Origin of the sequence: Snodgrassella sp. B3800 (assembly GCF_026535865.1) — a bacterium.
Lineage (GTDB): Bacteria > Pseudomonadota > Gammaproteobacteria > Burkholderiales > Neisseriaceae > Snodgrassella > Snodgrassella alvi_E.
In genome coordinates this window covers 153,578-178,544 of record NZ_JAFNPH010000001.1, presented here as the reverse complement: position 1 = coordinate 178,544, position 24,967 = coordinate 153,578, and the positions used below count along the sequence as shown (strand labels likewise).

The following is a 24,967-nucleotide window of genomic DNA, read 5'->3' as shown; positions in this document are numbered from 1 at the left end:
ATCCGACATGAAAATCGATTATAGATCCTTACAAACCAGACAGTCTGGATTTGCATTATTTCTAGTTCTGATAATGATGATTGTTATTGCATTTCTGGTTGTAGCTACGATGCAAAGCACATCAATGGATACTCGAACCAGTGCTAATGATAGCGATCATCAGCTTGCTCTTCAAAATGCTCAGATTGGTTTGAAAGCAGCAGAAGATAGAATTAGCAAATGGCCAGGTTTGAAAACACAACAAATATTTTCATGTGATTGTAAAGATGGATTATGTGCAGCTAATGGGATTGATGCAGCCGCAGTATTAAGTGTTTTAGCTGCTGTTGAAAAGAATTGCGGTGAATTGCCGGATGTTTGGAAACGATCAAATGTTTTTTCAAATGTAGATGGCAAAGACAATAAAGATCCATCAACCAAAGTTCAACCAGATAATACCACTCCTTCCTCACCACAAAATCAAGACGTAAAATCTAGATATGTCATTGAATATCTGGGACCCGATAAAAATGCAGGTGTTGGTATATATTTATTTAGAATTACGGCCAAAGGTTGGGGAAAAAATGATAGCACTACTAGCATTGTTGAGGAAACCATTCAGGCATCTTTATATGATTTTTGATAAGATATAAACTTTATAATTGGTGCAGATGCATGAGAAAATATAATAATGGTTTTACTTTAATAGAACTTATTATCGCAGTAGCTGTTATGGGAATACTGGTAGCTTTTGCTTTACCAGCCTATGATAACTATATAGAAAAAGCAGATTTAGCAGATGCTACTTCTACATTGATTATAATCAATCAGGATGTTGCCCAGCAAAAACTGAGTTTGTTTAATAGTAATATACAAAAGTCAAATATAGACGAAGCAATTAAAAATCATGTTGGTAAAAATACTAACGTGGATAGGAAATATACAATAGCCGGAGTTTGTGATAGTACCGATAATTGCAGTGATTTTCATCTATATGCTGAACCAAAAGGGGGAATAAATTTAAAAAAATCCATTTGGATGAGCAGTGATTCAAGTACTTATATTTGTGATAATAAAGACGTCAGTAATATAAGTGATCCATCTGGAAGCCCTGAATGTAAAAAACAATAATTAAAAGCGAATGCTAAAATTTTTTTAATACTAATATATTAATGGATAACAATAAATATCTCAGATATATTCTTACTATTGATATTTAAACAAATGTATATTTATAATTTCAGCGCAAACAGTTATTTATCCAGTTAAGACGTTGTTGCCGATTTAAAACCTGTAAAAATTCATGTTGAACTTTTAATTCATCTACGTCTTGCTGCATCCGCGGCATATAATGGTTTAAAACATAGCGTTTGGCGTCAGCTTCATCAAATTTGGGTTGCATCAGAATCTGATTTAATTGTTCATTTTTACGTTTGTTGTTTGCAGTGCGTTGTAAGTTGGTATCCTGATTTCGTTTATACTGCATTCTGATAAATCTAAGTCTGGCTTTTTGCATTTGTGTTAGTTCTAGCTTGCGGACATCACAATTAACCTGTCCAGAAGCAAAAGTAGAGCAAGTGAATGCGAATAGTGCAATGCCGGTACAATAGCGTACTATTTTTTGCCAGCAAAGTGCTACCATTGTGTTCTCCCTTTAATTTCCATCGGACAATATGAGTATACTTCATTAGCAGTCAAGCACATATAATGGCCGTAAACTTGCGTAAAGAATATTATATACTTGGAGTCTTTTATTTATGAATAACTTAAAAAAGCCTGATTTTTTTATTGCACCCAGTATATTGTCTGCAAACTTCGCTTTTCTGGGAAATGAAATAAAAGCCGTTATTGACGCAGGTGCAGACTGGATACATTTTGATGTAATGGATAATCATTATGTACCGAATCTGACATTTGGACCCATGGTTTGTCAGGCTATTAAACCCTATGCTTCTGTTCCTATAGATGTGCATTTGATGGTAGAGCCAGTAGACGATATGATCAATGCATTTGCTAACGCTGGGGCAGATATTATCACTTTTCATCCTGAAGCTACTAAGCATGTGGACAGAAGTTTATCTCTGATCAAAGTAGCAGGATGTAAGGCTGGGTTGGTTTTAAATCCTGCTACTTCAGTATATGTTTTAGAGCAAGTAATGGACAAATTGGATGTAATATTACTGATGTCTGTGAATCCGGGATTTGGTGGTCAGAGTTTTATTCCTTCGACTTTAGAAAAAATTCGACAAGTTCGCTCTATAATTGATACATATGCCAATAATAATGGACGCTATATACGTCTTGAAGTGGATGGGGGGGTTAAGATAGATAATATTGCTGAAATAGCAAAAGCTGGGGCTGATACTTTTGTTGCTGGTTCTGCTATATTTGGGTTTGAGGATTATGGCAAACAAATATCTGCAATGCGTGAACAATTAGCTAAAGAAGGTTGAATCTAATTAAATCGCATTAATTTACATGTTAATAATTTATGTTTGTATTGTTATATGATTGTTATTTTGTTTATTAACATTTTAATTTTATATATTCAGTAGGTTATGAAAAAGCAGTCCTTTAATAGCAGACTGCTTTTACTCTCATGCAATCGAAATATTTCTACAAAATGCTTGTTTAATGAGCTTCTTCCCAATTATGTCCGCTGCCAACATCAGCAATTAATGGAACGCTTAATTTGGCAACAGCTGACATTAATTCTGGTAATTGATGCATTACATCGGAAAGTTCTGACTCTGTTACTTGTAATACCAATTCGTCATGTACCTGCATAATGAGTTTTGATTGCATATTTTGTTGTTCCAGCCAATCTTGCACTGCAATCATAGCTCGCTTGATTAAATCAGAAGCAGTTCCTTGCATTGGCGCATTGATGGCTGCTCTCAAAGCTCCAGCACGTTCTGTACCATTGCTGCTTTTTAAACCAGGTAAGTAGAGGCGCCGACCAAATAAAGTTTCTACAAAACCGTGTTGGAATGCCTGTTCTTTAGTTTTTTCCATATATTCATGCACACCTGGATAACGACTAAAGTAGCGTGATATGAAATGTTGAGCTGCTTGCAATTCGATTCCTAATGATTTCGCCAAACCATATTCGCTCATACCATAAATCAGTCCGAAATTAATCGTTTTAGCATACCGACGTTGTTCAGCTGTTATTTCATTTTGCGAAGTAGAAAAAATTTCGGCTGCTGTGCGTTTATGGATGTCTTCATTATTTTGGAAGGCATCAATCAGAGTGGCATCTTTTGAAAGATGTGCCATGATACGTAGTTCTATCTGAGAGTAGTCGGCAGAAACGATTAGCTGGTCGGGTGGGGCGATGAAACTTTTGCGGATTCGGCGGCCTTCTTCTGTGCGGACAGGTATATTTTGCAGATTTGGGTTGTTACTAGCCAGTCGACCTGTGATGGCTACGGCTTGCGCGTAGGTAGTATGTACACGCCCAGTGTCTGAATTTATCAGCTGAGGGAGTTTGTCGGTGTATGTGGATTTCAGTTTTGCCAGTGTTCGTGTCTGTAGAATGAGCTTGGGGAGGGGATAATCCGTTGCCAGTTTCTCAAGCACAGCTTCATTGGTTGAAATTGCACCAGATGATGTTTTTTTAAGTCCCGCAGTTGGGATACCCATTTTATCAAATAGAATGGCCTGCAGTTGTTTGGGGGAATTTAAATTAAATGGTTGGCCTGCCAGCTGATATGCCTGTTCTTCAAGTTTGATTAGCTGATTGCCTAGCTCGTGGCTCTGTTGTGTTAATTCTTGTCGATCAATTAATACTCCAGTACGTTCCATGAGAAATAATATGCGCTCAATTGGAATTTCTAGATGATGGTAAAGCTCTAGCTGAGCTGAATTCATTTGCTGCCGGAGTAAAATTTCTAAACGCAATGACACATCTGCATCTTCTGCAGCATAATTCACAGCTTCATCCAGAGGCACATCGGAGAAACAAATTTGCTTGGCGCCTTTACCACATAAATCTTCATATTTAATAGTCTGCCAGTTTAGATGCCGGAGTGCTAGCTCGTCCAGACTATGGCCAAGGTGGCTTTCGACAATATAAGAAGCAAGCATAGAGTCGCCAATAATACCATTTAGGCCGATGTTATAATTGGCTAATACGTGTTGGTCATATTTAATATTTTGACCGATTTTGCCAAGCTCATTTGATTCTAGATAAGGCTTCAAACAGTTTAATACCGTTTCTAAAGGTAGCTGTTCATTAACAGCAGTAGGGGTGTGACCTACAGGAATATAAAAGGCTTTACCTGGTTCTAAAGCGATGCTGATACCTACTAGATTAGCTTTCATGGCGTCTAGATTATCGGTCTCAGTATCCAGAGCGATGGTATGGGCGTTTTCTAACTGTGTTTTTAATTCTGTTAATTGTTCATTTGTTGTAATTGCTGAATATTGTTTAGGAATGTTCCTTAAATAATCCGTTTCAGTGCTAATTGTATTATTGTCTGTACCAGAGTTTTTAATGATTTCTGATTCGGCAAACATATCTCCTGTTAGCTCTTTAGAATCACTTAAGTGATGTTCATCCAGATGCGTTTGCGCTTCTTTTAACCAATTTTTGAAGCCAAGTTTTTGAAAGTTTGGTATCAATTCATGCCAATTTGGCTTCTGACGTTTTAAATCTTCTAGTCCGCGTGGTAATACATCTTGCAGGTTTACATCTGTTTTAATTGTGATTAGCTGGTAAGAAAGGGGAAGTTTAGGTATTGCATGGCGTAAGTTTTCTCCAACTTTACCTTTAATATCGTTGGCGTGCTGGATGATATTCTGCAAGGTTTCATATTCCTTTAACCATTTTACAGCTGTTTTTGGCCCGCATTTATCAACACCTGGCACATTATCGACCTTATCTCCAATTAAACTTAGATAATCAATAATTTGTTCAGGCTTAACACCAAATTTTTCTATTACACCTGTGATATCAAGCTTTTCATTGCTCATGGTATTGACTAGAGTCACCTGATTATTTACCAGCTGAGCCATGTCTTTGTCGCCTGTGGAAATAATTACTTCGTATCCAGCCTGTTGTGCCATGCAGGATAATGTACCTATAACATCATCTGCTTCTACACCGCTAACAGATAATACAGGCCATCCCATCAATTTGACTAGTTCTGGTAAAGCCTCAGCCTGTGGCCTTAAATCTTCAGGCATGGGGGGACGGTTGGCTTTGTATTCTGGATACATCTGATGGCGAAAATTTTCGCCCTTTGCATCAAATACGCAACAGGCATAATCATGTGCTGTATCCATGCGCAGGCGTCTGAGCATATTCAGTACACCGTATAATGCCCCCGTGGGCATTCCTGTAGGACTGGTTAAAGGTGCTAAAGCATGAAATGCGCGGTATAAATAAGATGAACCGTCAACCAGTAATAATTTTTTTTGCATTGTAATTCCAGAATTATCAAATTTAGCCCAGAAACTTTCAAACTCATTCAGTTCTTATAGCCTGTCTGTGTCAGTAGTATATTGCAGAGCATATCTGTATTTTACGATAAAAAATATGGTTCGTAATTTAAACAATTGGCTTACTGGGTAAAGTATGTTTGCGTAGTTATGAATTCGCAGATATGTAAGTGCTACATGCGATAAATAATAATATTTTATATTGATTTATAATTTGTATATTTCGCATAATATATATTATGTTAAATTTTAGTATTGATTCTGTTTGTGTCTATCTTCTGCTTTTCAATCTTTAGTCACCTTTTCATTCGGATTTGAAATTACTTTTCTGGCAAGTGTCTCTAGGTCTTTGCTATGGTAAAGATCCAAACATTTTAGAAAATCAAATTTTATTCCTTTAACTTCCTGCTCAGCCAGTGGATTAAAATAATTACGGGATAAATAAGAATTAATTAGTACAATTTCTTTATCTATACTTTTATCAATGTCGTAATCAATCCAGTCTTTTAGTGCACTTACACTGCTGCCTGTATCTTTTTCTACATCTTTGTTTCCTTTGTATGCTTTGGTGATACAAGATGCAAAAACCATATCCTTATAATTCTCTATAAAGGTACGGTTCACTGCCTCGGGAGTTGATGCTTGGCTAATCAATGGCAATAATATGGAGCAGCTGGATATTATTTGCAATTTAAATTTTTTCATTTCAGTTCCCAAAAATTGGCTTGAAGTGTTACATATCCCTTTTCAGGCTCATTTTCACTAAAATAACAGTGATCATAACATGAGTTACCATCAAATAGTGTGGCGTGGCCATTTGCATTAGACCATCCTGAAACTTGAAATAATATAATGCCTTTTCTTCCTATTACTGCTGGATATTTAATAGATTCGGGTTTACCCCATTCTGATATAAGAAAGCTAATTAAATTAGTTACTCGATAGTAATACCAGTTTTTATCACTTCCTGAAACTGTAAGCTTGCCGTTAGGTTTTATTTTTAATCCAGAATAATTCAAAATATAACTCATCCGAACTGCACAAGTATTCACCCATTTAGTGGATGAATCTGGATTATTAATATTATCTGCTACACGACCGCCTATGACATTAGCTACTCTGTTTAAACGCTCGGTTTCTGAATCATTTTTATTAAAAATTTTTTGTGACGCAGCCCATGCATTGGCAAAAAGCGGTTTTATTCCATGTGTAACTCTCATATAAAACCCTTTTATATATTTAAACTTATTTAATATAGTTGCTGCAAAATTTTTATAAATATAAAATTTTGCAGCAGATCTTTTGATAGGATTTATTTTTCTGATTATTGATTCTGCCAGCGCTCTTGCGATTCGCGTATGACTGATTTAGCTTCGTCGATGTCACCCCAGTGTGTTACCTGTGTGGTACCTGCCTTTTTCAAATCTTTATAATGGTTGAAATGAAATTCAATCTGTTTGATTAATTGTGCTGGCAAGTCTGCTAATGTTTGAACATTGTTGCCATTATTACGGTCATCAGCCGGAACTACGACAATTTTGTCATCAACTTCTCCATCATCTACGAATTTCATAACACCAATAATTCTTGCTTCCAGATAAATTCCCGTACTCAAAGGCTGATCAGTGATAATTAAGGCATCCAACTCATCACCATCTTCATCGAGAGTTTGCGGAATAAAACCATAATTGGTGGGTTTGGCGAATATCACGGGTTCCACCCGATCAAGTTTCATAGCACCAAGTTTGCGGTCCCACTCTATTTTATGATTTGAACCTGCTGGAATTTCTACAACTACGTTGATAATACCGCCGTCTACATTACCGGCATCGAGAATTTTATTGAAATCTGCCATGATATAAATGTCCTGCAATAGTTTTGAGTGGCGGTATTGTAAACAATGGATTTTTGTTTGCCCATATTTTATTGGATAAAATGTTAGTTTTCATTGATATTTTGTTTTATTTCAGATTAAAGTAAGAAAGCCAGTATTTCTCAAATCTGACTTTCTGTATCATTACTAAATCTTGTAACCATTTAATTCTTTGATTTTATTTTCAGATTTATTGATAATACAATTATCATAATTTATCTGAGTTTCAATGAGGTTTTTAGCTGTCGGTCTGGAAATGCAATATTTATTGATTTCATCTGACCACTGTTCATATGTCTGATTGAGGTTCTGCTGAATATCGTCAGGTATGGTTGACCAAGTAATATTTACTCTTTTAAGTGCATCGGATGCTTTTGCATCCATTTGAGCTGCTTTTTCTTGTTTTATATCTGTCAGATTTGATGCCTGCTCATCCAGCAACTCTTTAGCACGATTATTCAGCATGACGGATTCACAATATTGGTTGGCAACCTGTTGAGCCAGTATTGTATGATAGCCGGTTAGCGAGCACGAAGTGGTTAATGCTGTGTTATCCCAGTCTTTTTGTTCTTGTTGTATAGTCGCTTTAAAATCCGGATCAAGATTCGACCATATATTGCGTAGATTAGCTAATGCTTTTGCACGATCCTGCTGGAATTTATTCAAAAGCTGATTTAATTCTTCCGGCGTCTTGGTATTCAGATTTAGGCCAGTACTATCGGAGTCGTCTTCCAGATTTTTATCCGCAGTATTACTCGTTTGCTGCGCATTTACGGTAATGCTTTCACTTGCTGCGCTTGCAGACAATGTTCCGGAACCATTGTTGGGTTGCAGGTCTTTTTTGTTACCAGCAAAAATGAAATACATAGCTACTATAATAATAAGTCCGATAATGATGATTAAAATTATTTTTACACTATTACTGTGTGCTGGTTCGTTTTGTTTTTGATATGGTTCCTCTATAAATATCGGAACAGATTCCTGATTCTCATCTGCTTCTTCGGAAGGCGAAGTTTTGGCTTTAGATGATAGAAGTATGGCTTTCTGAGCTTCATACTCTTCTTTTGTTATCGCGCCTTTTTCAAATAGTTTAAATAATGCTTCTAGTTCCTCTGTAAGAGAAGATTTATCCATACCCTACCCCTGTAAAAAATTTATGTGATTGTTAATAACATAAAGTAAAGATATATTTGTTGCAAGCTTTTATACTCGTTTTCAGCAAATAAATTTAGCTTAGAGGTTGTTGTTATATTGGATGAAAATACACAATTTTCATTTTGGTAATTTTTGGGTAATACTATTACGTTACTCTGGAAAAATGGCCGAGAACGCACCGTATGGGGCACTGGCCTGGCAGAATCTATCAATCAGGCAGGAGCAAAAATTGGTGACAGCATCAAACTGGAAAGGCAGCGACAGCAAGCGGTTACAATCCAGATTCCTGAACGTGACCAGAATGGCCAGATAATTGGCCAAACTGAAAAACAGGTAAACCGTAAAACGCCATGCAACTTACGTGAATAACTGGGTAAGTGTTCTGGAAAAAGACCCTACAGAAATTCTTCATGCCTGCCGCGATGCTCAGAAAATACAGAAATATGTCCTCAGCTTTCAGCAACAGCAGCAGATCACTCCTGAAACGGTACAAAATAAATTAACGCCGGAAGAAGAACTACTAAACTAAGCCAAAGAAATCTATCTGAGCCAAAACTCCCTACTGTCCAAAACTGAGCATCACCACCGCCAGATACGGTTGTATGCGGTCGAAAAAGTGCTGAAAAAGTTACCAGACAACCTGAAAGCAGAAGCCTTAACTAATTTCTATAAACAGTAAATCAAAGCAGCAGGCATCAATGTCGAATACCCACAGGACAAAGGTATTTTGAAAGAATATGAACGCTAGGAGAACTGACCATGAGCCAGCCTAGAATCTGAGGCTTAACCGAAGATGTAAAGAAAAAACTGAAGGACGTTGCACTGGCTAAACTGGGTAAGCCCAGTATATCCGGACTGGTCAAGCACCTTTTACTGAAAGAACTGGATAACCCATCACCTGTTATCCGTAAGAGCGATGATACCGGCAAACAATGCTAAAAGTACCGGCTGGAATTGCAACTCAACCATCACCAGAACACATATTTACGCACCTCAGCTGAGCAACAATTGATGACAGCCAACGCTTTGGCCGTGGACATCATCAACTATCACATCACAGGCCAACCTGCCCTGTCTAACAGCGAAGTCCAGGCTCTGTATCAGTCCAATTACCAGCTGCTGCGAATTGGCCGAAACCTTAATCAGATTGCCCGCCATCTGAATGCTGGCGAATCAGGTGGTATTATCACAGAGGAAATCCGCCAGCTGCGCACCATTATTGACAAACATACAAAAGTAGTACAGGAAGTGATGCAGGCCAGCAACATGAGGTTTGAATGAACAAGTCAATTGTTGATTGGTTGTTAGCCTATAAAACACGAGCTGACAGAACAAAAGATTCTGGCGGTTTTTTGCTTGTCCGCAAGAAATCCCCACCACTTAGACCAAGCTACGGTTTGGCCAATTTACGCACAGCTGCTCTGAAACAGCCTGAAGTGATAGTAAAGATAACACGACGCAAAAGTAATGCCAGTAACGGCCTGAAAGGCATACGCAATCATCTTGATTACATCAGCCGTAACGGTGAGGTAGAGGTTGAAAATCAGGACGGCGAAAAGCTGAATGGCAAGAAAGCATTGCGTAACCAAACAAAAGACTGGCAAAAACTTGGCATACCAGAAAATGAGAAAAGCTGCGAAGCATTTAATATTGTGCTTTCAATGCCCGCAGGAATGCCGCCACAGGTCGTAAAGAATGCATCAAGTGAGAGGCCGCCGAACAGTTTTAGGGTCACCAGTACGTGTTTGCGTTGCATACAGACAGTGAACGCCCTGATGAATCGACTCACCCACATGTACACCTGTGCGTACTGATACGTGATGAGTTTGGCCAAAGGCTTAATTCCTGTAAAAATGATCTGTTCGAATGGCGGCTGCGATTTGCTGAAAAGATGCGCGAACTAGGCTACCATGCGCAGCTACTCGAAGACAGCATCGTGGTGTAACCAGAAAAGGAGAAAATTTTGTACTGCGTTCCATATAAAAACGTGGTTATGCAGGCAAAGTTCACAAAGAGCAGGCTAAAGCATTAATTGAAGCATTATCTAAAAACAAACGGCCAAAGCATCTTTTTTGAAAGAAGCCATGCAAACCAGAGGGATTATTGTTAAAGAATATGGTCTCATTGCTAAAGAGTTAATAACTGATATTGAACGCTGATCAATTAAAGTGAACACATTGTGTATGTGTTCACCAATCTCTCTTAATTATGTAATCTTATTGTAATACTCTTTATTCTAATTCTTGGTAATTTATATCAGGCTGTCCCTGTCTTGCATAATAAGATGAAAATCTACAAATTATATCTTTCAAAAAAGGGCTAGAAACTTGAATCACAGGCTTCTGAAATTGGGCATCTAACTCCTCTTCAGTATATGTATGAAGCCATTTAAAGTTTACCACCGCTCCATAAGTATAATATTTAGTTTTAGGTAACCAGTGATAGCAATTCTTTTTGTTTCTTCGAATGTTATCCAAATTATTCTTATCTTTTTTTAAAAGTTTATTTTCACAATCAAAGTCAATATTCTGAAATCCTTCAACTTCTTCGATCTTTTGGATCGCAGCTAATAGAACCCTATCAGTGTTACATTTTCCATTTTCTCGTTCTACTAGATCACATTCAGGATTCATTACTATATATAATTTATTTGTGGACTTCTCCGTTAAAATACATCCAGTATTTATATTTTGAAGTATTGGCGAATGCAGATATAGATACATTTCCTCTGGATAACAAAAATTATCAACATGATACAGATAATGGATAGAGAATCTGGCAAACTATTGTATTCCAATCGCTGTTGTTGATTTTCCCATAGATTAGCCGCTATTTTGTAAATTTTAGCATCTAAACTATTTATTGGCCGTGCTATATGCCAAGTTACAGGTATTTCGTCATTTTTAATACCAGATTCGTACAACCACGTTCCTAAATAATTTTGCATTTGGCACATATTGACACTACCTTCACCGGCTTTGATGGTAGGTAAATCTTTAAATATTTCATTGACGAAAACTTTTGCACAATGCCGTTCTAGTTCTGGATAAAAACCAGTTTTATTACCTTTTCTACCAACTAAAATTATACGTTTTCTAGCCTGTAGTGCGCCATAATCGCTCGCATTTAATACACGATATTCAGTTTCATACCCGCAACTTTTAAATAATTTTTGCATCTCATTTAAGTAATATTTTCCTTCTTTATCTTTTGCAGAAAGAAGTCCTGTTACATTTTCAAACACAAAATATTTCGGTTTATAACGTTTTAAAAATTCTGCATAGAATATGTATAGATAATTTCGTTTATCTCCAAGCATTTTATTGGTATCACAAGACCTACCCACCAATGAGTATGCTTGGCAAGGAGGTCCTCCGATAATGAGATCTAAAGTAGTATCTCCCAACAAATAATCAATGTTTGAAAATATATCATTCAAGGATATATCCGAAATTTCTTGGTTAATTATCGATTCTTTAATGTTATTCGGTATTTTTTCATAAAAACTGCAACGATCTATTTTTCCAGTTAGATAATCTATATATAAATCTAGATTTAAACAGCTTTTTAACCAATGATATGCCATTCTTGTCAAAAGAGTGAAACATGCGGCTTTATCAGATTCAACATGAGCCACAGGTTTAAAACCCGCTTGAATAAACCCTTCTGATAACCCTCCCGCTCCTGCAAACAGATCAAGAAAATTTAATTCTTTTACCATTTTATACCTTTGAACTATAAAATACCATAACATATTGATTCATATAAAACAAAGCAATAGATTGATGATGTTGTACATTATACTAGGTATCGATGCAAAAATATGGATAAATATAATCAGCTAAATAAAACATTTAATGATTTATTTCAATTTTAGAATAATTCAATAATGTACTATTTTGTGATTTGAAGTGATATCAATTTAACTACTATGATACTAGTCGGTCCGTTTTCTTAGTATTCTCTCCCATAAATTTTCTCATATCACTAACTGTATTTGAGCAACTTTCAAACCTACTATAAATCACCCTATATGTTACAACATCGTTTACTTTTTATATTTGATGTTTAAAAATACACACACCAAAGAAAGGAAATATGCTTAGCTCAAAACTTATTAAATGCTTAAAGAAAACGGGTAGTATGAAGTTGCAGTTAAAGGTAGCCACTACCAATCAAGCATTTAACAAAAAAAAAGATTTACCGTTTGGGACCGTAAAGAATATTCTGAAACAAGCTGGTCTTTAATAAGGCTAATCTCAAAATCAACTGAAAGGATCAAATGTTTCTATATATCGCAATCCAGAAAGATGGTAACACTAGTTATGGTGTAACCGTGCCAGCCCTACCTGGTTGCTTCTCATATGGTGACACCCTTGAAGCAGCGATTACCAATACTAAAGAAGCCATCGAATTCCATCTTGAAAGTATTTTTGAAGATGGTGAAGAGCCTGTAATTGAGCAGATACCTTTGGATAACCTTATTAATAACTCGGATTATGCCGGAGCACAATGGTTTGGTGTTGAGGTGAATATTGATCATTTAACCCTTAAACCAGAACGCTTTATTGTAAGCTGGCCAAAATATATTCTGGATAAGGTTGAACGATATGTATTATTAACCCATGACAACCGTTCCAATTTTCTAGCCAAAGCGGCACTGGATAGAATTAACCATCTTTTTTAATCATAGTACTGCGATTTTAGTTAGCTTAGTACCACGTTCAAACAGGTATTTCCTGATAATAAGAAGCCAGCAATCAAGCTGGCTTTTTTATTTAGCCGTAGGCGTTTCAGCGTAAGCTGAATCTGGCAAACCGCCCCGCTTTACCGGTGATTGCCTATCCCGCGCCTTTAGTTTAAAAACCGTTTCTTTATTGAAAAACTTTTTGATTTTCAGGGTGGGGCCATATGCTGAAAATAACATTATTGAAATGATATAGAAAATTTATCGAATATTTATAGAATAAATATTTAAAATTTCTTTAGCTTCTCAAGGCTGGAGGATGATTTGAATTACTTGCTTTACAAGGAGAAATTACACGTTTTGATAAAATACAGGAACTTAAACACCGAGTGAAATGGTTGTGGCCAAAGGATGCCAGAAAGTTATTGAGTTGTTTAATACCTTAATATGGCAGACATGGCAGAGTGTGATCTGGAAACTGGTCTTAGGCAGGCAAATGTCTTCGATTTAAGATGACAACAGATAGATTTCCAGAAGCGCACATGTGAATATTATCCTGAGAATATGAAGTCAGGTAAGCCATTGGTGATACCATTAAATGATACAGTTATCAATGTTCTGGCCAGACAACTGGGAAAGTATGAGAAATATGTTTTTTTGCATTCGCGCTATCAACCGATTAAGTCTTTAAATTGCAAGCTATAGAAAGAAGCTCTGGATAAAGCCGGAATTGAGAAAGACTCTCATTGGCATGATTTACGCGATACCTGGGCTAGCTGGTTAGTACAGAATGGAGTATCACTGTATGCTTTAAAAGAAATGGGAGGCTGGCAATCTTTGGAGATGGTACAAAAGTATGCGCATTTGGCTCCAGAGCATTTAGTTAAACATGCAATGAAGATTGACAACATTATGACAAGTGATTACCAAAAATTTGTCACAGCAAATAAATCAGAGGAGGAAGTTGTTACAGTAGAGATGATGCGTAAGATGTTGAAAGAAATGGAAGATAAATGGTGGGTCGTCAGGGGATCGAACCCTGGACAAATGGATTAAGAGTCCACTGCTCTACCAACTGAGCTAACGACCCAACAACGAGGTAATTATACTCGTCTTTACATTAAAGGACAATATATACAGTGGATCAGTTATATTGTCCTTTAAATTTTGATAGAATTATTCAAATTCAATGATTTATAAAGTATCTGTTTGTGCTTTTAATATGCTTTGTCCCCCTAGATACGGTTGTAAAGCGACTGGAATGTTGATACTACCATCTTCATTCTGATGATTTTCTAACACAGCTACTAATGTGCGGCCGACTGCTAAACCGGAACCGTTTAATGTATGCACTAGCTGGTTTTTACCCTCGCTATCTTTGAAGCGCGCTTGCATACGTCGTGCCTGAAAATCTTCACAGTTTGAACAACTGGAAATCTCACGATAGGTATTCTGTGCAGGTACCCACACTTCTAGATCGTATGTTTTGGCTGCACTGAAGCCCATGTCTCCTGTACATAATACGATTACTCGATAGGGTAATTCCAGAAGCTGAAGTATTTTTTCTGCATGACCAACCATTTCTTCAAGTGCGGCATAGGAATTTTCAGGATGCTGAATCTGTACCATTTCTACTTTATCAAACTGGTGCTGTCGTATCAGTCCGCGTGTGTCTTTACCGTATGACCCGGCTTCGGAGCGGAAGCACGGTGAATGTGCGGTTAATTTCTTCGGTAATTCTTCCTTACTCAGAATGCGTTCACGTACGGTATTGGTAAGGGTGATTTCCGCGGTAGAAATCAGATATTGTTCCTGATTGTTTTCTTCTCCGCCGCAAGAAACTTTATACATGTCTTCAGCAAATTTAGGGAGCTGTCCTGTACCTACGAGTATTTCGGGATTAACTATATAAGGGGTGTAATGCTCAACATATCCATGCTTTTGTGTATGAGTATCAAGCATAAATTGTGCTAATGCTCTGTGTAGTCGTGCTATCGGACCTCGCATTAATGCAAAACGGGCACCAGAAAGTTCTGAAGCTGTTTTAAAGTCTAAGCCTAGTGGTTCGCCGAGATCGACATGGTCTTTGATCTGAAAATCGAATTGCCGTGGTGTACCAACACGTCTGATTTCTACGTTTTCGGTTTCGTTTTTTCCTATTGGTACATCGTCATGAGGAAGGTTGGGTATGGTTAGGATTAAATTATCTATCTGGCTTTGTATATTTTGATAATTCTGATCAGTCTGTTCGAGCTCTGTTTTAATTTTGCCTACTTCGGCCATCACTTCGTTGGCTTCATCATGTTTACCCTGGCTTTTCAAGGCGCCAATCTGTTTGGACAGGCTATTGCGTTTAGCTTGCAGTTCTTCAGTACGAATCTGCAATTGTTTGCGTTGCTGTTCTAGTTGGGTGAATGCTGCAATATCCAGCTGGAAACCACGGGTTTGTAATTTTCGGGCAACTGTGTCTATGTCTTGTCGGAGTATTTGAATGTCTAACATGATATTAATGTGTTTGTTGACGGTTTGTAGCGTTTATTGTAAACGATTAATTGCAGTGACGCAGGTTGAACATCTGCAAGCTTACTGCATGTTAAGTTTTCTGTATGGCAGCTAATTGTTGTGTTTTCTGAATAAATTCGGTCTGTTTGGTTTTGGCTTTGCCAGAATCAATGGCAGTAATTGCTAAATCCACTGCTTCTTCCAATGATGTAGTGATATCGGATGCATAAATGGCGGCAGCCGCATTCAAAACGACGATATCACGACAAGGTCCTTTTTCTCCGTTTAATACAGCGTTCATGATATGCAATGATTCTTCGCTGTTGGCTACTTTAAGGGGTTTCAGGTCTTCGATAACCGGCATGTCGAATTGTGCTGGATGAATATCATATTCCATGATAGTACCGTTTTTCAATTCGGCTACGCGGGTTGTACCAGTGAGCGTAATTTCATCTAGGCCATCGCTGCCATGAACCACAAGCACATGTTTGCTGCCTAGCTGTTTCAGTACACGTGATAATATACCCACTAAATCTATGTGGAATACACCTAAAACCTGATTTGATGCTTCTGCCGGATTGGTTAATGGCCCTAAGATGTTAAATACGGTACGTACGCCAAGCGCTCGGCGTACCGGAGCAACATAACGCATGCTGTTGTGGTGATTGGGAGCATACATAAATCCGACACCTAGCTGATCAATACATTCGCCTACATGTTCGGGCGTTAGTTCGAGAGCCGCACCCATGGCTTCGATAATATCGGCAGAACCACTTGAAGAGGATACTGAACGCCCACCATGCTTGGCAACTTTGGCACCTGCAGCGGCTACGACGAACATACTGGTAGTTGAAATATTGAAAGTATGAGCATTGTCGCCTCCGGTACCTACGATATCTACCAAATGATCCCGATGTTGTACGGGTACTTTAGTGGAAAATTCACGCATGACTGTTGCTGCGGCGGCAATTTCAGATACGCTTTCTACTTTGATACGTAAACCAATTAGTATGGCAGCTATGATTTCTGGCGCCACTTCCCCATTCATAATCTGGCGCATTAAGTCGGTCATTTCATCGTAAAATAATTCGTTATTGTCCAGTAGACGGTTTAGAGCCTGTTGCGGCGTAATCATATTTATTCTTTCTGAAGTAGATTTCGTTTTGCAGATGTGATTATGGTTATGAATGTTGCTCTAAAAAATTTTGTAACATCTGATGGCCATATTCTGTGAGTAAGCCTTCAGGATGAAACTGTACCCCTTCTATTCTAAGGGAGCGGTGTCTGATACCCATAATTTCGTTATCATCTGTCCATGCGGTGATTTCAAGACTGTCTGGTAAAGTGTCTTTTTCTATAACCAGACTATGGTAACGGGTGCAATTTACTGGATTAGGCAGGCCAGTGAACAATGAATTGTTGTGATGATAAACAGGAGAAATTTTACCATGCATTACTTTTTTGGCACGGACTATATTGCCTCCATAAGCAAAGCCAATGGCCTGATGCCCAAGACAAATACCCAGAATAGGGATTTTGCCGCCAAAATGCTGGATAGTGGCTACTGATATTCCTGCCTCTTTGGGTGTACAGGGACCTGGGCCAATGACAATTTTATTTGGAGCTAAGGATTCTATATCTTTCAGAGTTATTTCATCATTGTTTTTAACGGTTATTGTTTCGCCTAGCTGACCAAGGTATTGCACGATGTTGTAGGTGAAACTATCGTAATTGTCGATAAATAGCAGCATTAGCTCTACCTTGTATTGTTGGGTGTTGGTCGATATTAGATAATTTTAGTTAAGGTTTTAAAGCAAGCTTTCTAATGGTAGCCATGATAGTATTTTTACCCAAGCTCGCTTCCACACACTGGTATCTGGGTCATGATGATAAACCCTGATTTGATTTTTGTCGTTATTTTTCAACCATTCTAGTTTTCCCTCAGGTGAGAGTTTTACTTGATAAGTCACGTCTGGTAATGCCTCATTGATGGCCTGATTCATATATTGTGCCATTTCGGGTGATTGAATAACAACACCCATTTCGGTGTTGAGTCTGGCGGAACGTGGGTCAAAGTTCAGGGAACCGATATAAAGCTGTTGTCCATCTATAGTAAATGTTTTGGCATGAAGACTGGATTCAGAATTACCTGTAAATGCCCTGTCTCGGTGACCTTTGATAAAACCCTGATTTTTCAGTTCGTATATTTCAACACCTTCTTTTAATAAAGGAATACGGTAGCGGGAATAGCCGGAATGAACTACTGGTACATCTGTTGCAGCCAGTGAGTTGGTAAGAATTCTGATTTTTACCCCTTCTTTTCTGAGCTTTTGCAGATATTCTAGACCTGTTTGAGTTGGTACAAAATAAGGAGTTATAACCAGTAAATCTTTTTGTGGTTCAACAACTGATGCGGCAAGTGCATTCAGAGTTAAACTGGCTTTTTCATATTTTATGACAGGTTGATGATTGGTATCTTTTGTATCTGAAGCAATTACAAGACCTGTCTCGATATTTTGCTTAGCTGTTTCCTGTTTACTTTTAGGTAATGCTTTTTCTGGATTGTCACTTACTAAAATTAAATGTGCCCACTGGTAATCAAGTGAGCCATCTAGTAAGCGATTGACAAAATTGTCACGATTATAGGCATTGTCGTAGCTATCTGCACGCAAACGGTTGAAACTACGCCGCTTAAATACTGTCATACTAGGTTGAAGTTTGTTGCGTCTGTGAACTATGCTGCTAAAATCATATGCAGATGCACTGTTCCAATAGCGATCGAAATTATTAGATACCTGATTGACGATAGGACCTATGGCGAGAATATCCAAGTCAACAAACAACGTACCTTTTCCCATATCGAAATACTCATCACCGATATTACGCCCACCAAGAATGGTAGCCTGATTATCTGCAGTGATGGATTTGTTGTGCATGCGTCGGTTTAATCGCGCAAAGTCGGTAATGTAACTTAACGCGCGCCAGTGCCGATGGATAAAGGGGTTAAATAACCGGATTTCGATATTAGGCTCGTGATTAAGAGCCGTGAGAACTTTATCCAGCCCTACAGTGTTATTGTCGTCCAACAGTAGACGGACATGTACCCCTCGCTGAGCAGCTAAGACAAGTTCATGGAATAATAGCTGCCCAGATGTGTCATTGCGCCATATGTAATACTGAACATCCAAACTTTTCTCAGCTGCACGTATCAAGGCAACACGTGCTGCAAAGGCTTCATGGCCATCATCAAGTGGGTATATACCCGAAAATCCCGGATGCTGGCTAACAAGAGAAGCATTTGCATAAGCTAATGAAGTTGGGATATCGGCTGCAACATGAGTTTCTGTTGTTCGTCCCTGAAGTGACGGTAATGTCTGACAGGCAGTTAATATAAAAAGTGTGCACAGTTTGAAACAGATAGTACAGATTTGATTAAATATCTTACTATTCATGTGCATACCATATGTTGATTATGCTGCTAAATTTTTTAAACTGCATGGAGCCAATAGCAATTTATAAACCTAAATCTTGCCATATGGAATCGATTTTGGCTATGGTTGTTGCATCTTTACGTATTACTTTGCCCCACTCACGGTTGGTTTCTCCTTGCCATTTATTGGTGGCATCCAATCCCATCTTACCTCCTAGGCCACTGATGGGGCTGGCAAAATCGAGATAATCAATTGGTGTATGATCGATTAGTGTTGTGTCCCGTACGGGATCCATGCGAGTGGTAATAGCCCAAATGACTTCTTTCCAGTCACGTATGTTGATATCATCATCCACAACAATTATGTATTTGGTATACATAAATTGCCGCAAATAGCTCCAACATCCCATCATGACCCTTTTGGCATGTCCAGCATATTGTTTTTTCATGCTGACAATAGCCATACGATAAGAGCATCCTTCGGGAGGAAGATAAAAATCAATTATTTCAGGAAACTGCTTTTGTAATAGAGGAATAAATACTTCATTTAAGGCAACGCCTAAAACAGCTGGCTCATCTGGCGGTTTGCCAGTGTAGGTGCTGTGGTAGATTGCATTTTCACGCATAGTGATGCGTTCTACGGTGAAAACTGGAAAATAATCCTGTTCATTGTAATAACCCGTGTGATCTCCATATGGGCCTTCCAGCGCTATTTCATCTGGCTGTATCACGCCTTCAAGCACAATTTCTGCTCTGGCTGGTACATGTAAATCGTTACCAATACATTTTACTAGTTCGGTACGTGAACCTCTTAATAATCCGGCAAACTGATATTCGCTCAAGCTGTCTGGTACGGGAGTAACTGCTCCCAGTATGGTGGCCGGATCACAGCCAAGTACAACTGATACAGGATAAGGCTTATGAGGATATTTTTGTTTAAATGCCTGAAAATCAAGTGCTCCACCACGGTGTGCTAGCCAGCGCATAATGAGTTTGTTTCTTCCCATTAATTGCTGTCGGTAAATACCAAGATTCTGACGTTTCTTGTCCGGTCCGCGGGTGACGGTTAATCCCCATGTTATGAGTGGCGCTGCATCTTCTGGCCAGCATTTCTGAATAGGAAGCTGCGTTAAATCGACGGCATCTCCTTCAAAAATGATTTCCTGACAGAGTGCTTTTTTTGTGATATGTGGCGCCATACTCCATAAATCTTTGAGTAAAGGAAGTTTGGCAAAGGCATCTTTGATACCTTTGGGCGGTTCAGGCTCTTTCAAATAAGCTAGAGTTTTGCCTATCTCTCTTAATTGAGCAGTACTTTCTGCGCCCATACCCATGGCCACTCGCTCTGCTGTGCCAAACAAATTGGCTAAAACCGGAAAATTATATGGTTTTCCTGACTGACTGAATGTTTTTTCAAACAGCAAAGCCGGACCTTGTTTGTGTAATACCCGATCTGCTATTTCGGTTATTTCCAAGTAGGGTGATACAGGGATCTGAACCCGTTTTAATAGCTGCTGCTGCTCGAGCATGGCAATGAATTCTCGTAAATCACGGTATTTCATTACTTTAACTTTCAAAATTCATTTACTGTGTAATCGTTGTTGTACGCTACTGTATTCGCCTTCAAGTAGTAAAGGCATAGCTGTCAGTGACTTTTGAATTGCTTCATTGATTAAGTTTTGTTCTTGGGCTTGTGGTTTATGCAATACATAGCTGACAACGAGGTTACGGTCGCCGGGATGGCCGATGCCAAGGCGTAAGCGATAAAAATCTGGGCTGCCAAGCCACGCCTGAATATCTTTTAAGCCGTTGTGACCACCATTGCTACCACCTTGTTTGAATCTTACCCGTCCGCAAGGTATGTCAAGCTCATCATGAACTACTAAAATTTCTGCAGGTGTAATTTTATAAAATTTTGCCAGCGCCAGAACAGAAGTGCCTGATTTATTCATGTATGTAAATGGCTTTAATAGCCAGATTTCTCTATTAGCCTGATTAACTCGTGCGATTTGTCCAAAAAATTTTTTTTCTTCTCTGAAACTGGTTTTCCATAATCTGGCCAGTTCATCGACAAAATCAAAACCGATGTTGTGACGTGTATGTTCATACTCTGTGCCCGGATTGCCCAGACCTACTATGAGCCGTATTTGGGACATAGATTTTCCTTAGAATGTTTTGCAAGTAAGATAATTAAATACAAGAAAATACGGATTACTTTTTTTGTTGTGCTTTACGACGTCTATTTTCTTTTGGGTCGATAAGTAATGGCTGGTAAACTTCTATGCGATCCCAGTTGCACAGGATGTAATCATCTTTAATTTTTTTGCCAAATACACCTATAGGGGCTGTACGAAAATCAATTTGTGGAAATTGTTGTGGCAGATCTGATTCCAATAATGCCTGACGTGCTGTGGTTCCCGCTGCGACTTTACCTTGCCATAGATGCTGACATTCAGATGTTGCGTACACGGCTTCAACCATAATATCAGTCATCATAGCGTCTGTCGGCTTCCTGAATAAATGCATCTACTAGTGTAGTAGCTATATGGTTGAAAACAGGTCCAATTAGTGCTGAAAGTACGGCACTAGAAAATTCATATTCCAAGCGAAAATCAATCTTACAGCCTAAATTATCGATAGGGGTAAACTGCCAGAAACCTTCTAGCCGGCGAAACGGGCCGTTAAGCAAACTCATTTGTATTTTGTGAGGTCTGTGATTGATATTCCGGGTAGCAAAGGATTGGCGTATTTTCATGTAATCCATATGCAACACTGCTTCAAGTGAATGTTCATCTCTTTTTAAAATTTCTGTTCGATTACACCATGGCAAAAACTGAGGATAATCTTCAACGTTATTGACTAGATCAAATATGTGCTCAGCACTATGAAGTACTAAAACGCTTTTTTCAACTGTTTTCATTTTTTGTCACATTTATTGCGATATGGAAGAAAATTAGTTTGCATGGTAATCAAGCTGTCAAAGTTAGAAACAGGTGCTTAACTTCAGACCATGCATCACCCTCTTCCACACCTTTGATTTGTCTGTCGATGTGCGCACATGTCTGCAAAGCGCCTAGTAAACGTTTTACACCAATGCGTTTGGCTGCCACCGGAGCCAGAGTCTGTTTTTCTCCCCATAAGCGCAGGCTTTGGCGTAATTCGCTGAGGGGTTTTCTTTGTTTTTGTGCTGCCAGTAAGCGTAATAAGGTACGGATGTCTTCACTGATTACCCATAAAAGTAATACTGGTTCATTGCTCTCTGCTGCCAGTCCATCAAGCAGTCGTACCATCCTTTCGGAATTGCCACTCATCCATGCAGCTGATAGCTGAAATACATCAAATCGCGCCACGTTTGCCACTGCGGCTTGTGCTTCAGCCAGTGTAACAATATGACCAGCAGGATGGATGAGTGCAATTTTGTCAATTTCCTGTTTTGCAGCTAGAAGATTACCTTCCACTTTTTCGGCAAATAGTGCTAAAGCATCGTTGTCGATGCTAAGCTTTTCTTCAGCTAGGCGTTTTTTTATCCATTGAGGTAAAGCTGTCTGGCTAACTGCTTTGGCTTCAAAGACTTGAGCGACTTTAGCCCAGCTCGTAAACCATTTACTCTGTATTTGTGTACGTTCCAGTTTAGGCAATATCAGCATCAGACAAGTGCTTTCCGGTAGATGCTCAGCAAGTTGCTGTAGTATTGCCGCACCTTCTTTGCCAGGTTTGCCAGATGGCAAATGTATTTCCAATAGTTTTTTATCAGCAAATAAACCTACAGATTGTACTGAAGCCAATAGAGATGACCAATCAAAGCCGGATTCAATTATGACGACTTCACGCTCAGAATATTGCTGCTCACGTGCGCCGGTTCTAATCTTGTCTATAGCCTCTAGCCGCAATAAATCTTCTTCACCATGAATCAGATATGCTGCGGCCAGAGGATGGATAGATATTTCACTCATTCTGTGGTATTGACGGGAAGAAAAGCCAAACGCCGCACTATTTGTTCTGCTGCATCGGTACGCATGTCATGCCAAATCATGTTTTGCTCGTTTTCTTTTGCCAGCACTTCATGATCAGAATAATCCATATAACGATTTACAGTTACTTGAATCGGATCTCCTAATGGCTGGTCGTGGCGATAAGCTTGTACCGTAACGTTCAGTGATAACAAATATTCACTGGCTCCACCGGACAAGTCTACAGAAGATGTAGTTGAATCCTGAGTAGCAGCAATTACTTTTACGACCACATCTGGCTGTTCGGTATCAACAACAACATCTGGCTGACGCCGTAATACTACTTCTAATGCCCGTTGCATACTACCACCATCTATTTTCCAGCTGTGATAGGGCAAAGGTGTATCAAATGCGGATGTGCCTTTCAGATGAAAGCCACAGCCGGACAATGCAAATAAGATAGTCAGTACCAGCCATTTTTTCATATCTAATCCTTTACGCTTAAGCCAGTTTGCTGCGTAATAAAGTTTGCACCTGCTGCGGGTTGGCTTTGCCGCGTGAAGCTTTCATTACTTGACCTACTAAAGCGTTGAATGCTTTTTCTTTACCTGATTTAAATTCTTCAACAGATTTCTGATTCTTAGCAAGCACTTCATCGATGATTTGTTCTATAGCGCCGATATCTGTCATTTGTTTCAGGCCATCACGCTCAATAATGGCATCAGCAGACAGATTACTGTCCCACATGGTTTCAAAAACCTGCTTAGCTAATTTGTTACTTAAGGTATTATCTGCAATCCGGTTAGTCAGTCCAGCTAGACGCTCGGCACTGATAGGGCTGGCTGAGATGTCAATTCCGGCTTTATTAAGTGCAGCCGCAAGTTCTCCAAGCATCCAGTTGGCTACAAGTTTGCCATGCCCTCCTATTTTTGCAGCCTGTTCAAACCAGCTGGCCTGAATATGGTTGCTGGTTAATAAGCGTGCATCATAGTCAGAAATGCCATATTGCTCTATGAAGCGTGCAGCCATTTCTTTTGGTAGCTCAGGCATAGAGGCTTTGGCCGCTTCCAGCATTGTATCTGTAATTACAACCGGCAATAAGTCTGGATCTGGAAAGTAACGGTAATCATGAGCATCTTCTTTGCTGCGCATTGCACGTGTTTCCCCCTTATTGGGGTCAAACAGGCGAGTCTGCTGTATAACTTTGCCTCCGTCTTCAATCAATTCGATTTGCCGTTCAACTTCGTAATTGATGGCCTGCTCCAGAAAGCGAAAAGAATTCAGATTTTTAATTTCACAACGTGTTCCGAATTCAGCCTGTCCTTTAGGGCGTACTGATACATTGGCATCAATACGAAATGAACCTTCTGCCATATTGCCATCACAAATATCTAGCCATGTAACTAAGCTATGCATTGCTCTAGCATAGGCAACGGCATCGGCAGCGGAACGCATTTCAGGTTCGGAAACTACCTCTAGCAAAGGTGTACCGGCACGATTTAAATCAATGCCGGTATAGTGTTCGAATTCATCATGTACAGATTTGCCAGCATCTTCTTCCATATGCGCTCTGGTTACGTTGATGGTTTTAACTTCATCACCTACTACGATTTCCAGCTGCCCATGCTCTACTATTGGTAAATCTAACTGACTGATCTGATAACCTTTTGGTAAATCAGGGTAAAAATAGTTTTTCCGGTCAAATACATTTTTCCTGTTGATCGTGGCATTCAATGCCAAACCAAGCTTGATGGCTTTATTTACTACTTCGCGATTCATTACTGGTAAGGCGCCGGGCAAGGCACAATCTACTACATTTGCCTGAACATTCGGCGCTGCACCAAAAGCAGTAGAAGAACCACTAAAAATTTTGGATTGTGTATTTAGCTGAACATGGATTTCCAGACCGATTACAGTTTCCCAATTCATTCTGTTTTCTTTCAATT

Annotated in this window: 28 protein-coding genes and 1 tRNA gene; 9 read left to right on the top strand and 20 right to left on the bottom strand. The window is 38.9% G+C overall.

Features of this window, described 5'->3' with window-relative positions:
* The first annotated feature begins 7 nt into the window (after positions 1-7).
* Both J3U64_RS00800 and J3U64_RS09935 read left to right on the top strand, forming a co-directional pair.
* Positions 8-622, top strand: a complete 615-nt coding sequence (locus tag J3U64_RS00800) for a pilus assembly PilX family protein (protein WP_180296723.1) — start codon at positions 8-10, stop codon at positions 620-622.
* Between the two features lie 32 nt (positions 623-654).
* Positions 655-1,110 (top strand): type IV pilin protein, encoded by a 456-nt coding sequence (locus J3U64_RS09935; RefSeq protein WP_100140177.1) that lies wholly within the window; start codon positions 655-657, stop codon positions 1,108-1,110.
* A 109-nt stretch (positions 1,111-1,219) separates the two neighbouring features.
* Here the strand turns inward: J3U64_RS09935 and J3U64_RS00790 are convergent, their stop codons facing one another.
* Entirely contained in the window at positions 1,220-1,621 is a 402-nt protein-coding gene (locus J3U64_RS00790) for a Spy/CpxP family protein refolding chaperone (RefSeq protein ID WP_100140178.1), read from the bottom strand.
* Between the two features lie 115 nt (positions 1,622-1,736).
* Between J3U64_RS00790 and rpe the strand changes: the two genes are divergently transcribed.
* On the top strand, positions 1,737-2,432 hold the full coding sequence (gene rpe / locus J3U64_RS00785; protein ID WP_267407978.1) for a ribulose-phosphate 3-epimerase: 696 nt from the start codon (positions 1,737-1,739) through the stop codon (positions 2,430-2,432).
* Between the two features lie 178 nt (positions 2,433-2,610).
* Here rpe and polA read toward each other — a convergent pair whose 3' ends face one another.
* The 5 genes from polA to J3U64_RS00760 form a co-directional block, all read right to left on the bottom strand.
* Positions 2,611-5,406, bottom strand: coding sequence for a DNA polymerase I (gene polA, locus J3U64_RS00780; protein ID WP_267407977.1), 2,796 nt, complete (start codon positions 5,404-5,406; stop codon positions 2,611-2,613).
* Between the two features lie 303 nt (positions 5,407-5,709).
* On the bottom strand, positions 5,710-6,129 hold the full coding sequence (locus tag J3U64_RS00775) for a type VI secretion system amidase immunity protein Tai4 (RefSeq protein WP_267407976.1): 420 nt from the start codon (positions 6,127-6,129) through the stop codon (positions 5,710-5,712).
* Positions 6,126-6,644 (bottom strand): type VI secretion system amidase effector protein Tae4, encoded by a 519-nt coding sequence (locus J3U64_RS00770; RefSeq protein ID WP_267407975.1) that lies wholly within the window; start codon positions 6,642-6,644, stop codon positions 6,126-6,128. Before J3U64_RS00770 ends, J3U64_RS00775 begins: the two co-directional genes overlap by 4 nt.
* Positions 6,645-6,748: 104 nt before the next feature.
* Entirely contained in the window at positions 6,749-7,279 is a 531-nt protein-coding gene (locus tag J3U64_RS00765) for an inorganic diphosphatase (protein WP_100156981.1), read from the bottom strand.
* Between the two features lie 165 nt (positions 7,280-7,444).
* On the bottom strand, positions 7,445-8,431 hold the full coding sequence (locus J3U64_RS00760) for an SHOCT domain-containing protein (RefSeq protein WP_267407974.1): 987 nt from the start codon (positions 8,429-8,431) through the stop codon (positions 7,445-7,447).
* 153 nt (positions 8,432-8,584) lie between these two features.
* Between J3U64_RS00760 and J3U64_RS00755 the strand changes: the two genes are divergently transcribed.
* The 4 genes from J3U64_RS00755 (at position 8,585) to J3U64_RS00740 (ending at position 10,266) form a co-directional block, all read left to right on the top strand.
* A complete protein-coding gene (locus tag J3U64_RS00755; protein WP_267407973.1) occupies positions 8,585-8,821 on the top strand; it encodes a hypothetical protein in 237 nt (78 codons plus the stop codon).
* The gene (locus tag J3U64_RS00750) at positions 8,814-8,981 is read left to right on the top strand and encodes a hypothetical protein (protein WP_267407972.1); all 168 of its coding nucleotides are present in this window, start codon (positions 8,814-8,816) and stop codon (positions 8,979-8,981) included. The genes J3U64_RS00755 and J3U64_RS00750 overlap by 8 nt, the downstream gene beginning before the upstream one ends.
* 482 nt (positions 8,982-9,463) lie before the next feature.
* A complete protein-coding gene (gene mobC / locus J3U64_RS00745) occupies positions 9,464-9,733 on the top strand; it encodes a plasmid mobilization relaxosome protein MobC (RefSeq protein WP_267407971.1) in 270 nt (89 codons plus the stop codon).
* Entirely contained in the window at positions 9,730-10,266 is a 537-nt protein-coding gene (locus J3U64_RS00740) for a hypothetical protein (RefSeq protein ID WP_267407970.1), read from the top strand. The genes mobC and J3U64_RS00740 overlap by 4 nt, the downstream gene beginning before the upstream one ends.
* 417 nt (positions 10,267-10,683) lie before the next feature.
* Here J3U64_RS00740 and J3U64_RS00735 read toward each other — a convergent pair whose 3' ends face one another.
* Together J3U64_RS00735 and J3U64_RS00730 are read right to left on the bottom strand one after the other, a co-directional pair.
* A complete protein-coding gene (locus tag J3U64_RS00735; protein ID WP_267407969.1) occupies positions 10,684-11,085 on the bottom strand; it encodes a hypothetical protein in 402 nt (133 codons plus the stop codon).
* A gap of 50 nt (positions 11,086-11,135) precedes the next feature.
* A complete protein-coding gene (locus tag J3U64_RS00730; protein WP_267407968.1) occupies positions 11,136-12,173 on the bottom strand; it encodes a DNA cytosine methyltransferase in 1,038 nt (345 codons plus the stop codon).
* Positions 12,174-12,734: 561 nt separating this feature from the next.
* On the opposite strand from J3U64_RS00730, the gene J3U64_RS00725 reads away from it, so the two are divergent.
* Both J3U64_RS00725 and J3U64_RS09970 read left to right on the top strand, forming a co-directional pair.
* On the top strand, positions 12,735-13,139 hold the full coding sequence (locus tag J3U64_RS00725) for a type II toxin-antitoxin system HicB family antitoxin (RefSeq protein ID WP_267407967.1): 405 nt from the start codon (positions 12,735-12,737) through the stop codon (positions 13,137-13,139).
* A 714-nt stretch (positions 13,140-13,853) separates the two neighbouring features.
* Complete coding sequence (locus J3U64_RS09970; RefSeq protein WP_416384976.1) at positions 13,854-14,195, top strand: tyrosine-type recombinase/integrase; 342 nt, start codon at positions 13,854-13,856, stop codon at positions 14,193-14,195.
* On the opposite strand, the gene J3U64_RS00720 is transcribed toward J3U64_RS09970, so the two are convergent.
* The 12 genes from J3U64_RS00720 to gatB form a co-directional block, all read right to left on the bottom strand.
* Positions 14,154-14,229 (bottom strand) — tRNA-Lys (locus tag J3U64_RS00720). The two genes, J3U64_RS09970 and J3U64_RS00720, sit on opposite strands and share 42 nt — an antisense overlap.
* A gap of 104 nt (positions 14,230-14,333) precedes the next feature.
* Positions 14,334-15,641: a serine--tRNA ligase gene (gene serS, locus J3U64_RS00715; RefSeq protein WP_267407966.1), complete on the bottom strand. Its 1,308-nt coding sequence runs from the start codon at positions 15,639-15,641 to the stop codon at positions 14,334-14,336.
* Positions 15,642-15,732: 91 nt separating this feature from the next.
* Positions 15,733-16,776: an anthranilate phosphoribosyltransferase gene (gene trpD, locus J3U64_RS00710; RefSeq protein ID WP_100152601.1), complete on the bottom strand. Its 1,044-nt coding sequence runs from the start codon at positions 16,774-16,776 to the stop codon at positions 15,733-15,735.
* A gap of 46 nt (positions 16,777-16,822) precedes the next feature.
* A complete protein-coding gene (locus J3U64_RS00705; RefSeq protein WP_267407965.1) occupies positions 16,823-17,392 on the bottom strand; it encodes an aminodeoxychorismate/anthranilate synthase component II in 570 nt (189 codons plus the stop codon).
* Positions 17,393-17,449: 57 nt separating this feature from the next.
* Positions 17,450-19,093, bottom strand: a complete 1,644-nt coding sequence (locus J3U64_RS00700) for a phospholipase D family protein (RefSeq protein ID WP_267407964.1) — start codon at positions 19,091-19,093, stop codon at positions 17,450-17,452.
* A 61-nt stretch (positions 19,094-19,154) separates the two neighbouring features.
* The gene (gene ubiD, locus J3U64_RS00695; RefSeq protein WP_267407963.1) at positions 19,155-20,633 is read right to left on the bottom strand and encodes a 4-hydroxy-3-polyprenylbenzoate decarboxylase; all 1,479 of its coding nucleotides are present in this window, start codon (positions 20,631-20,633) and stop codon (positions 19,155-19,157) included.
* Between the two features lie 18 nt (positions 20,634-20,651).
* Positions 20,652-21,227: an aminoacyl-tRNA hydrolase gene (gene pth, locus J3U64_RS00690; RefSeq protein ID WP_267407962.1), complete on the bottom strand. Its 576-nt coding sequence runs from the start codon at positions 21,225-21,227 to the stop codon at positions 20,652-20,654.
* 55 nt (positions 21,228-21,282) lie between these two features.
* On the bottom strand, positions 21,283-21,567 hold the full coding sequence (locus J3U64_RS00685; RefSeq protein WP_267390352.1) for an RnfH family protein: 285 nt from the start codon (positions 21,565-21,567) through the stop codon (positions 21,283-21,285).
* Positions 21,557-21,991 carry a type II toxin-antitoxin system RatA family toxin gene (locus tag J3U64_RS00680; protein ID WP_100140631.1) on the bottom strand — a complete coding sequence of 145 codons (435 nt, stop codon included), beginning with the start codon at positions 21,989-21,991 and terminating at the stop codon, positions 21,557-21,559. Before J3U64_RS00680 ends, J3U64_RS00685 begins: the two co-directional genes overlap by 11 nt.
* 49 nt (positions 21,992-22,040) lie before the next feature.
* Positions 22,041-23,024 carry a DNA polymerase III subunit delta gene (holA, locus tag J3U64_RS00675; RefSeq protein ID WP_267407961.1) on the bottom strand — a complete coding sequence of 328 codons (984 nt, stop codon included), beginning with the start codon at positions 23,022-23,024 and terminating at the stop codon, positions 22,041-22,043.
* Positions 23,021-23,506, bottom strand: coding sequence for an LPS assembly lipoprotein LptE (gene lptE / locus J3U64_RS00670; protein WP_100157000.1), 486 nt, complete (start codon positions 23,504-23,506; stop codon positions 23,021-23,023). Before lptE ends, holA begins: the two co-directional genes overlap by 4 nt.
* A gap of 16 nt (positions 23,507-23,522) precedes the next feature.
* On the bottom strand, positions 23,523-24,965 hold the full coding sequence (gene gatB, locus J3U64_RS00665; RefSeq protein ID WP_267407960.1) for an Asp-tRNA(Asn)/Glu-tRNA(Gln) amidotransferase subunit GatB: 1,443 nt from the start codon (positions 24,963-24,965) through the stop codon (positions 23,523-23,525).
* Positions 24,966-24,967: the final 2 nt, after the last annotated feature.

What these genes read in the sequence shown, in the direction of transcription:
- J3U64_RS00800 (WP_180296723.1), top strand. Translation starts at nt 8, where the DNA reads ATGAAAATCGATTATAGATCCTTACAAACCAGACAGTCTGGATTTGCA.
- J3U64_RS09935 (WP_100140177.1), top strand. Translation starts at nt 655, where the DNA reads ATGAGAAAATATAATAATGGTTTTACTTTAATAGAACTTATTATCGCA.
- J3U64_RS00790 (WP_100140178.1), bottom strand. Translation starts at nt 1,621, where the DNA reads ATGGTAGCACTTTGCTGGCAAAAAATAGTACGCTATTGTACCGGCATT.
- rpe (WP_267407978.1), top strand. Translation starts at nt 1,737, where the DNA reads ATGAATAACTTAAAAAAGCCTGATTTTTTTATTGCACCCAGTATATTG.
- polA (WP_267407977.1), bottom strand. Translation starts at nt 5,406, where the DNA reads ATGCAAAAAAAATTATTACTGGTTGACGGTTCATCTTATTTATACCGC.
- J3U64_RS00775 (WP_267407976.1), bottom strand. Translation starts at nt 6,129, where the DNA reads ATGAAAAAATTTAAATTGCAAATAATATCCAGCTGCTCCATATTATTG.
- J3U64_RS00770 (WP_267407975.1), bottom strand. Translation starts at nt 6,644, where the DNA reads ATGAGAGTTACACATGGAATAAAACCGCTTTTTGCCAATGCATGGGCT.
- J3U64_RS00765 (WP_100156981.1), bottom strand. Translation starts at nt 7,279, where the DNA reads ATGGCAGATTTCAATAAAATTCTCGATGCCGGTAATGTAGACGGCGGT.
- J3U64_RS00760 (WP_267407974.1), bottom strand. Translation starts at nt 8,431, where the DNA reads ATGGATAAATCTTCTCTTACAGAGGAACTAGAAGCATTATTTAAACTA.
- mobC (WP_267407971.1), top strand. Translation starts at nt 9,464, where the DNA reads ATGACAGCCAACGCTTTGGCCGTGGACATCATCAACTATCACATCACA.
- J3U64_RS00740 (WP_267407970.1), top strand. Translation starts at nt 9,730, where the DNA reads ATGAACAAGTCAATTGTTGATTGGTTGTTAGCCTATAAAACACGAGCT.
- J3U64_RS00735 (WP_267407969.1), bottom strand. Translation starts at nt 11,085, where the DNA reads ATGAATCCTGAATGTGATCTAGTAGAACGAGAAAATGGAAAATGTAAC.
- J3U64_RS00730 (WP_267407968.1), bottom strand. Translation starts at nt 12,173, where the DNA reads ATGGTAAAAGAATTAAATTTTCTTGATCTGTTTGCAGGAGCGGGAGGG.
- J3U64_RS00725 (WP_267407967.1), top strand. Translation starts at nt 12,735, where the DNA reads ATGTTTCTATATATCGCAATCCAGAAAGATGGTAACACTAGTTATGGT.
- serS (WP_267407966.1), bottom strand. Translation starts at nt 15,641, where the DNA reads ATGTTAGACATTCAAATACTCCGACAAGACATAGACACAGTTGCCCGA.
- trpD (WP_100152601.1), bottom strand. Translation starts at nt 16,776, where the DNA reads ATGATTACGCCGCAACAGGCTCTAAACCGTCTACTGGACAATAACGAA.
- J3U64_RS00705 (WP_267407965.1), bottom strand. Translation starts at nt 17,392, where the DNA reads ATGCTGCTATTTATCGACAATTACGATAGTTTCACCTACAACATCGTG.
- J3U64_RS00700 (WP_267407964.1), bottom strand. Translation starts at nt 19,093, where the DNA reads ATGAATAGTAAGATATTTAATCAAATCTGTACTATCTGTTTCAAACTG.
- ubiD (WP_267407963.1), bottom strand. Translation starts at nt 20,633, where the DNA reads ATGAAATACCGTGATTTACGAGAATTCATTGCCATGCTCGAGCAGCAG.
- pth (WP_267407962.1), bottom strand. Translation starts at nt 21,227, where the DNA reads ATGTCCCAAATACGGCTCATAGTAGGTCTGGGCAATCCGGGCACAGAG.
- J3U64_RS00685 (WP_267390352.1), bottom strand. Translation starts at nt 21,567, where the DNA reads ATGATGACTGATATTATGGTTGAAGCCGTGTACGCAACATCTGAATGT.
- J3U64_RS00680 (WP_100140631.1), bottom strand. Translation starts at nt 21,991, where the DNA reads ATGAAAACAGTTGAAAAAAGCGTTTTAGTACTTCATAGTGCTGAGCAC.
- holA (WP_267407961.1), bottom strand. Translation starts at nt 23,024, where the DNA reads ATGAGTGAAATATCTATCCATCCTCTGGCCGCAGCATATCTGATTCAT.
- lptE (WP_100157000.1), bottom strand. Translation starts at nt 23,506, where the DNA reads ATGAAAAAATGGCTGGTACTGACTATCTTATTTGCATTGTCCGGCTGT.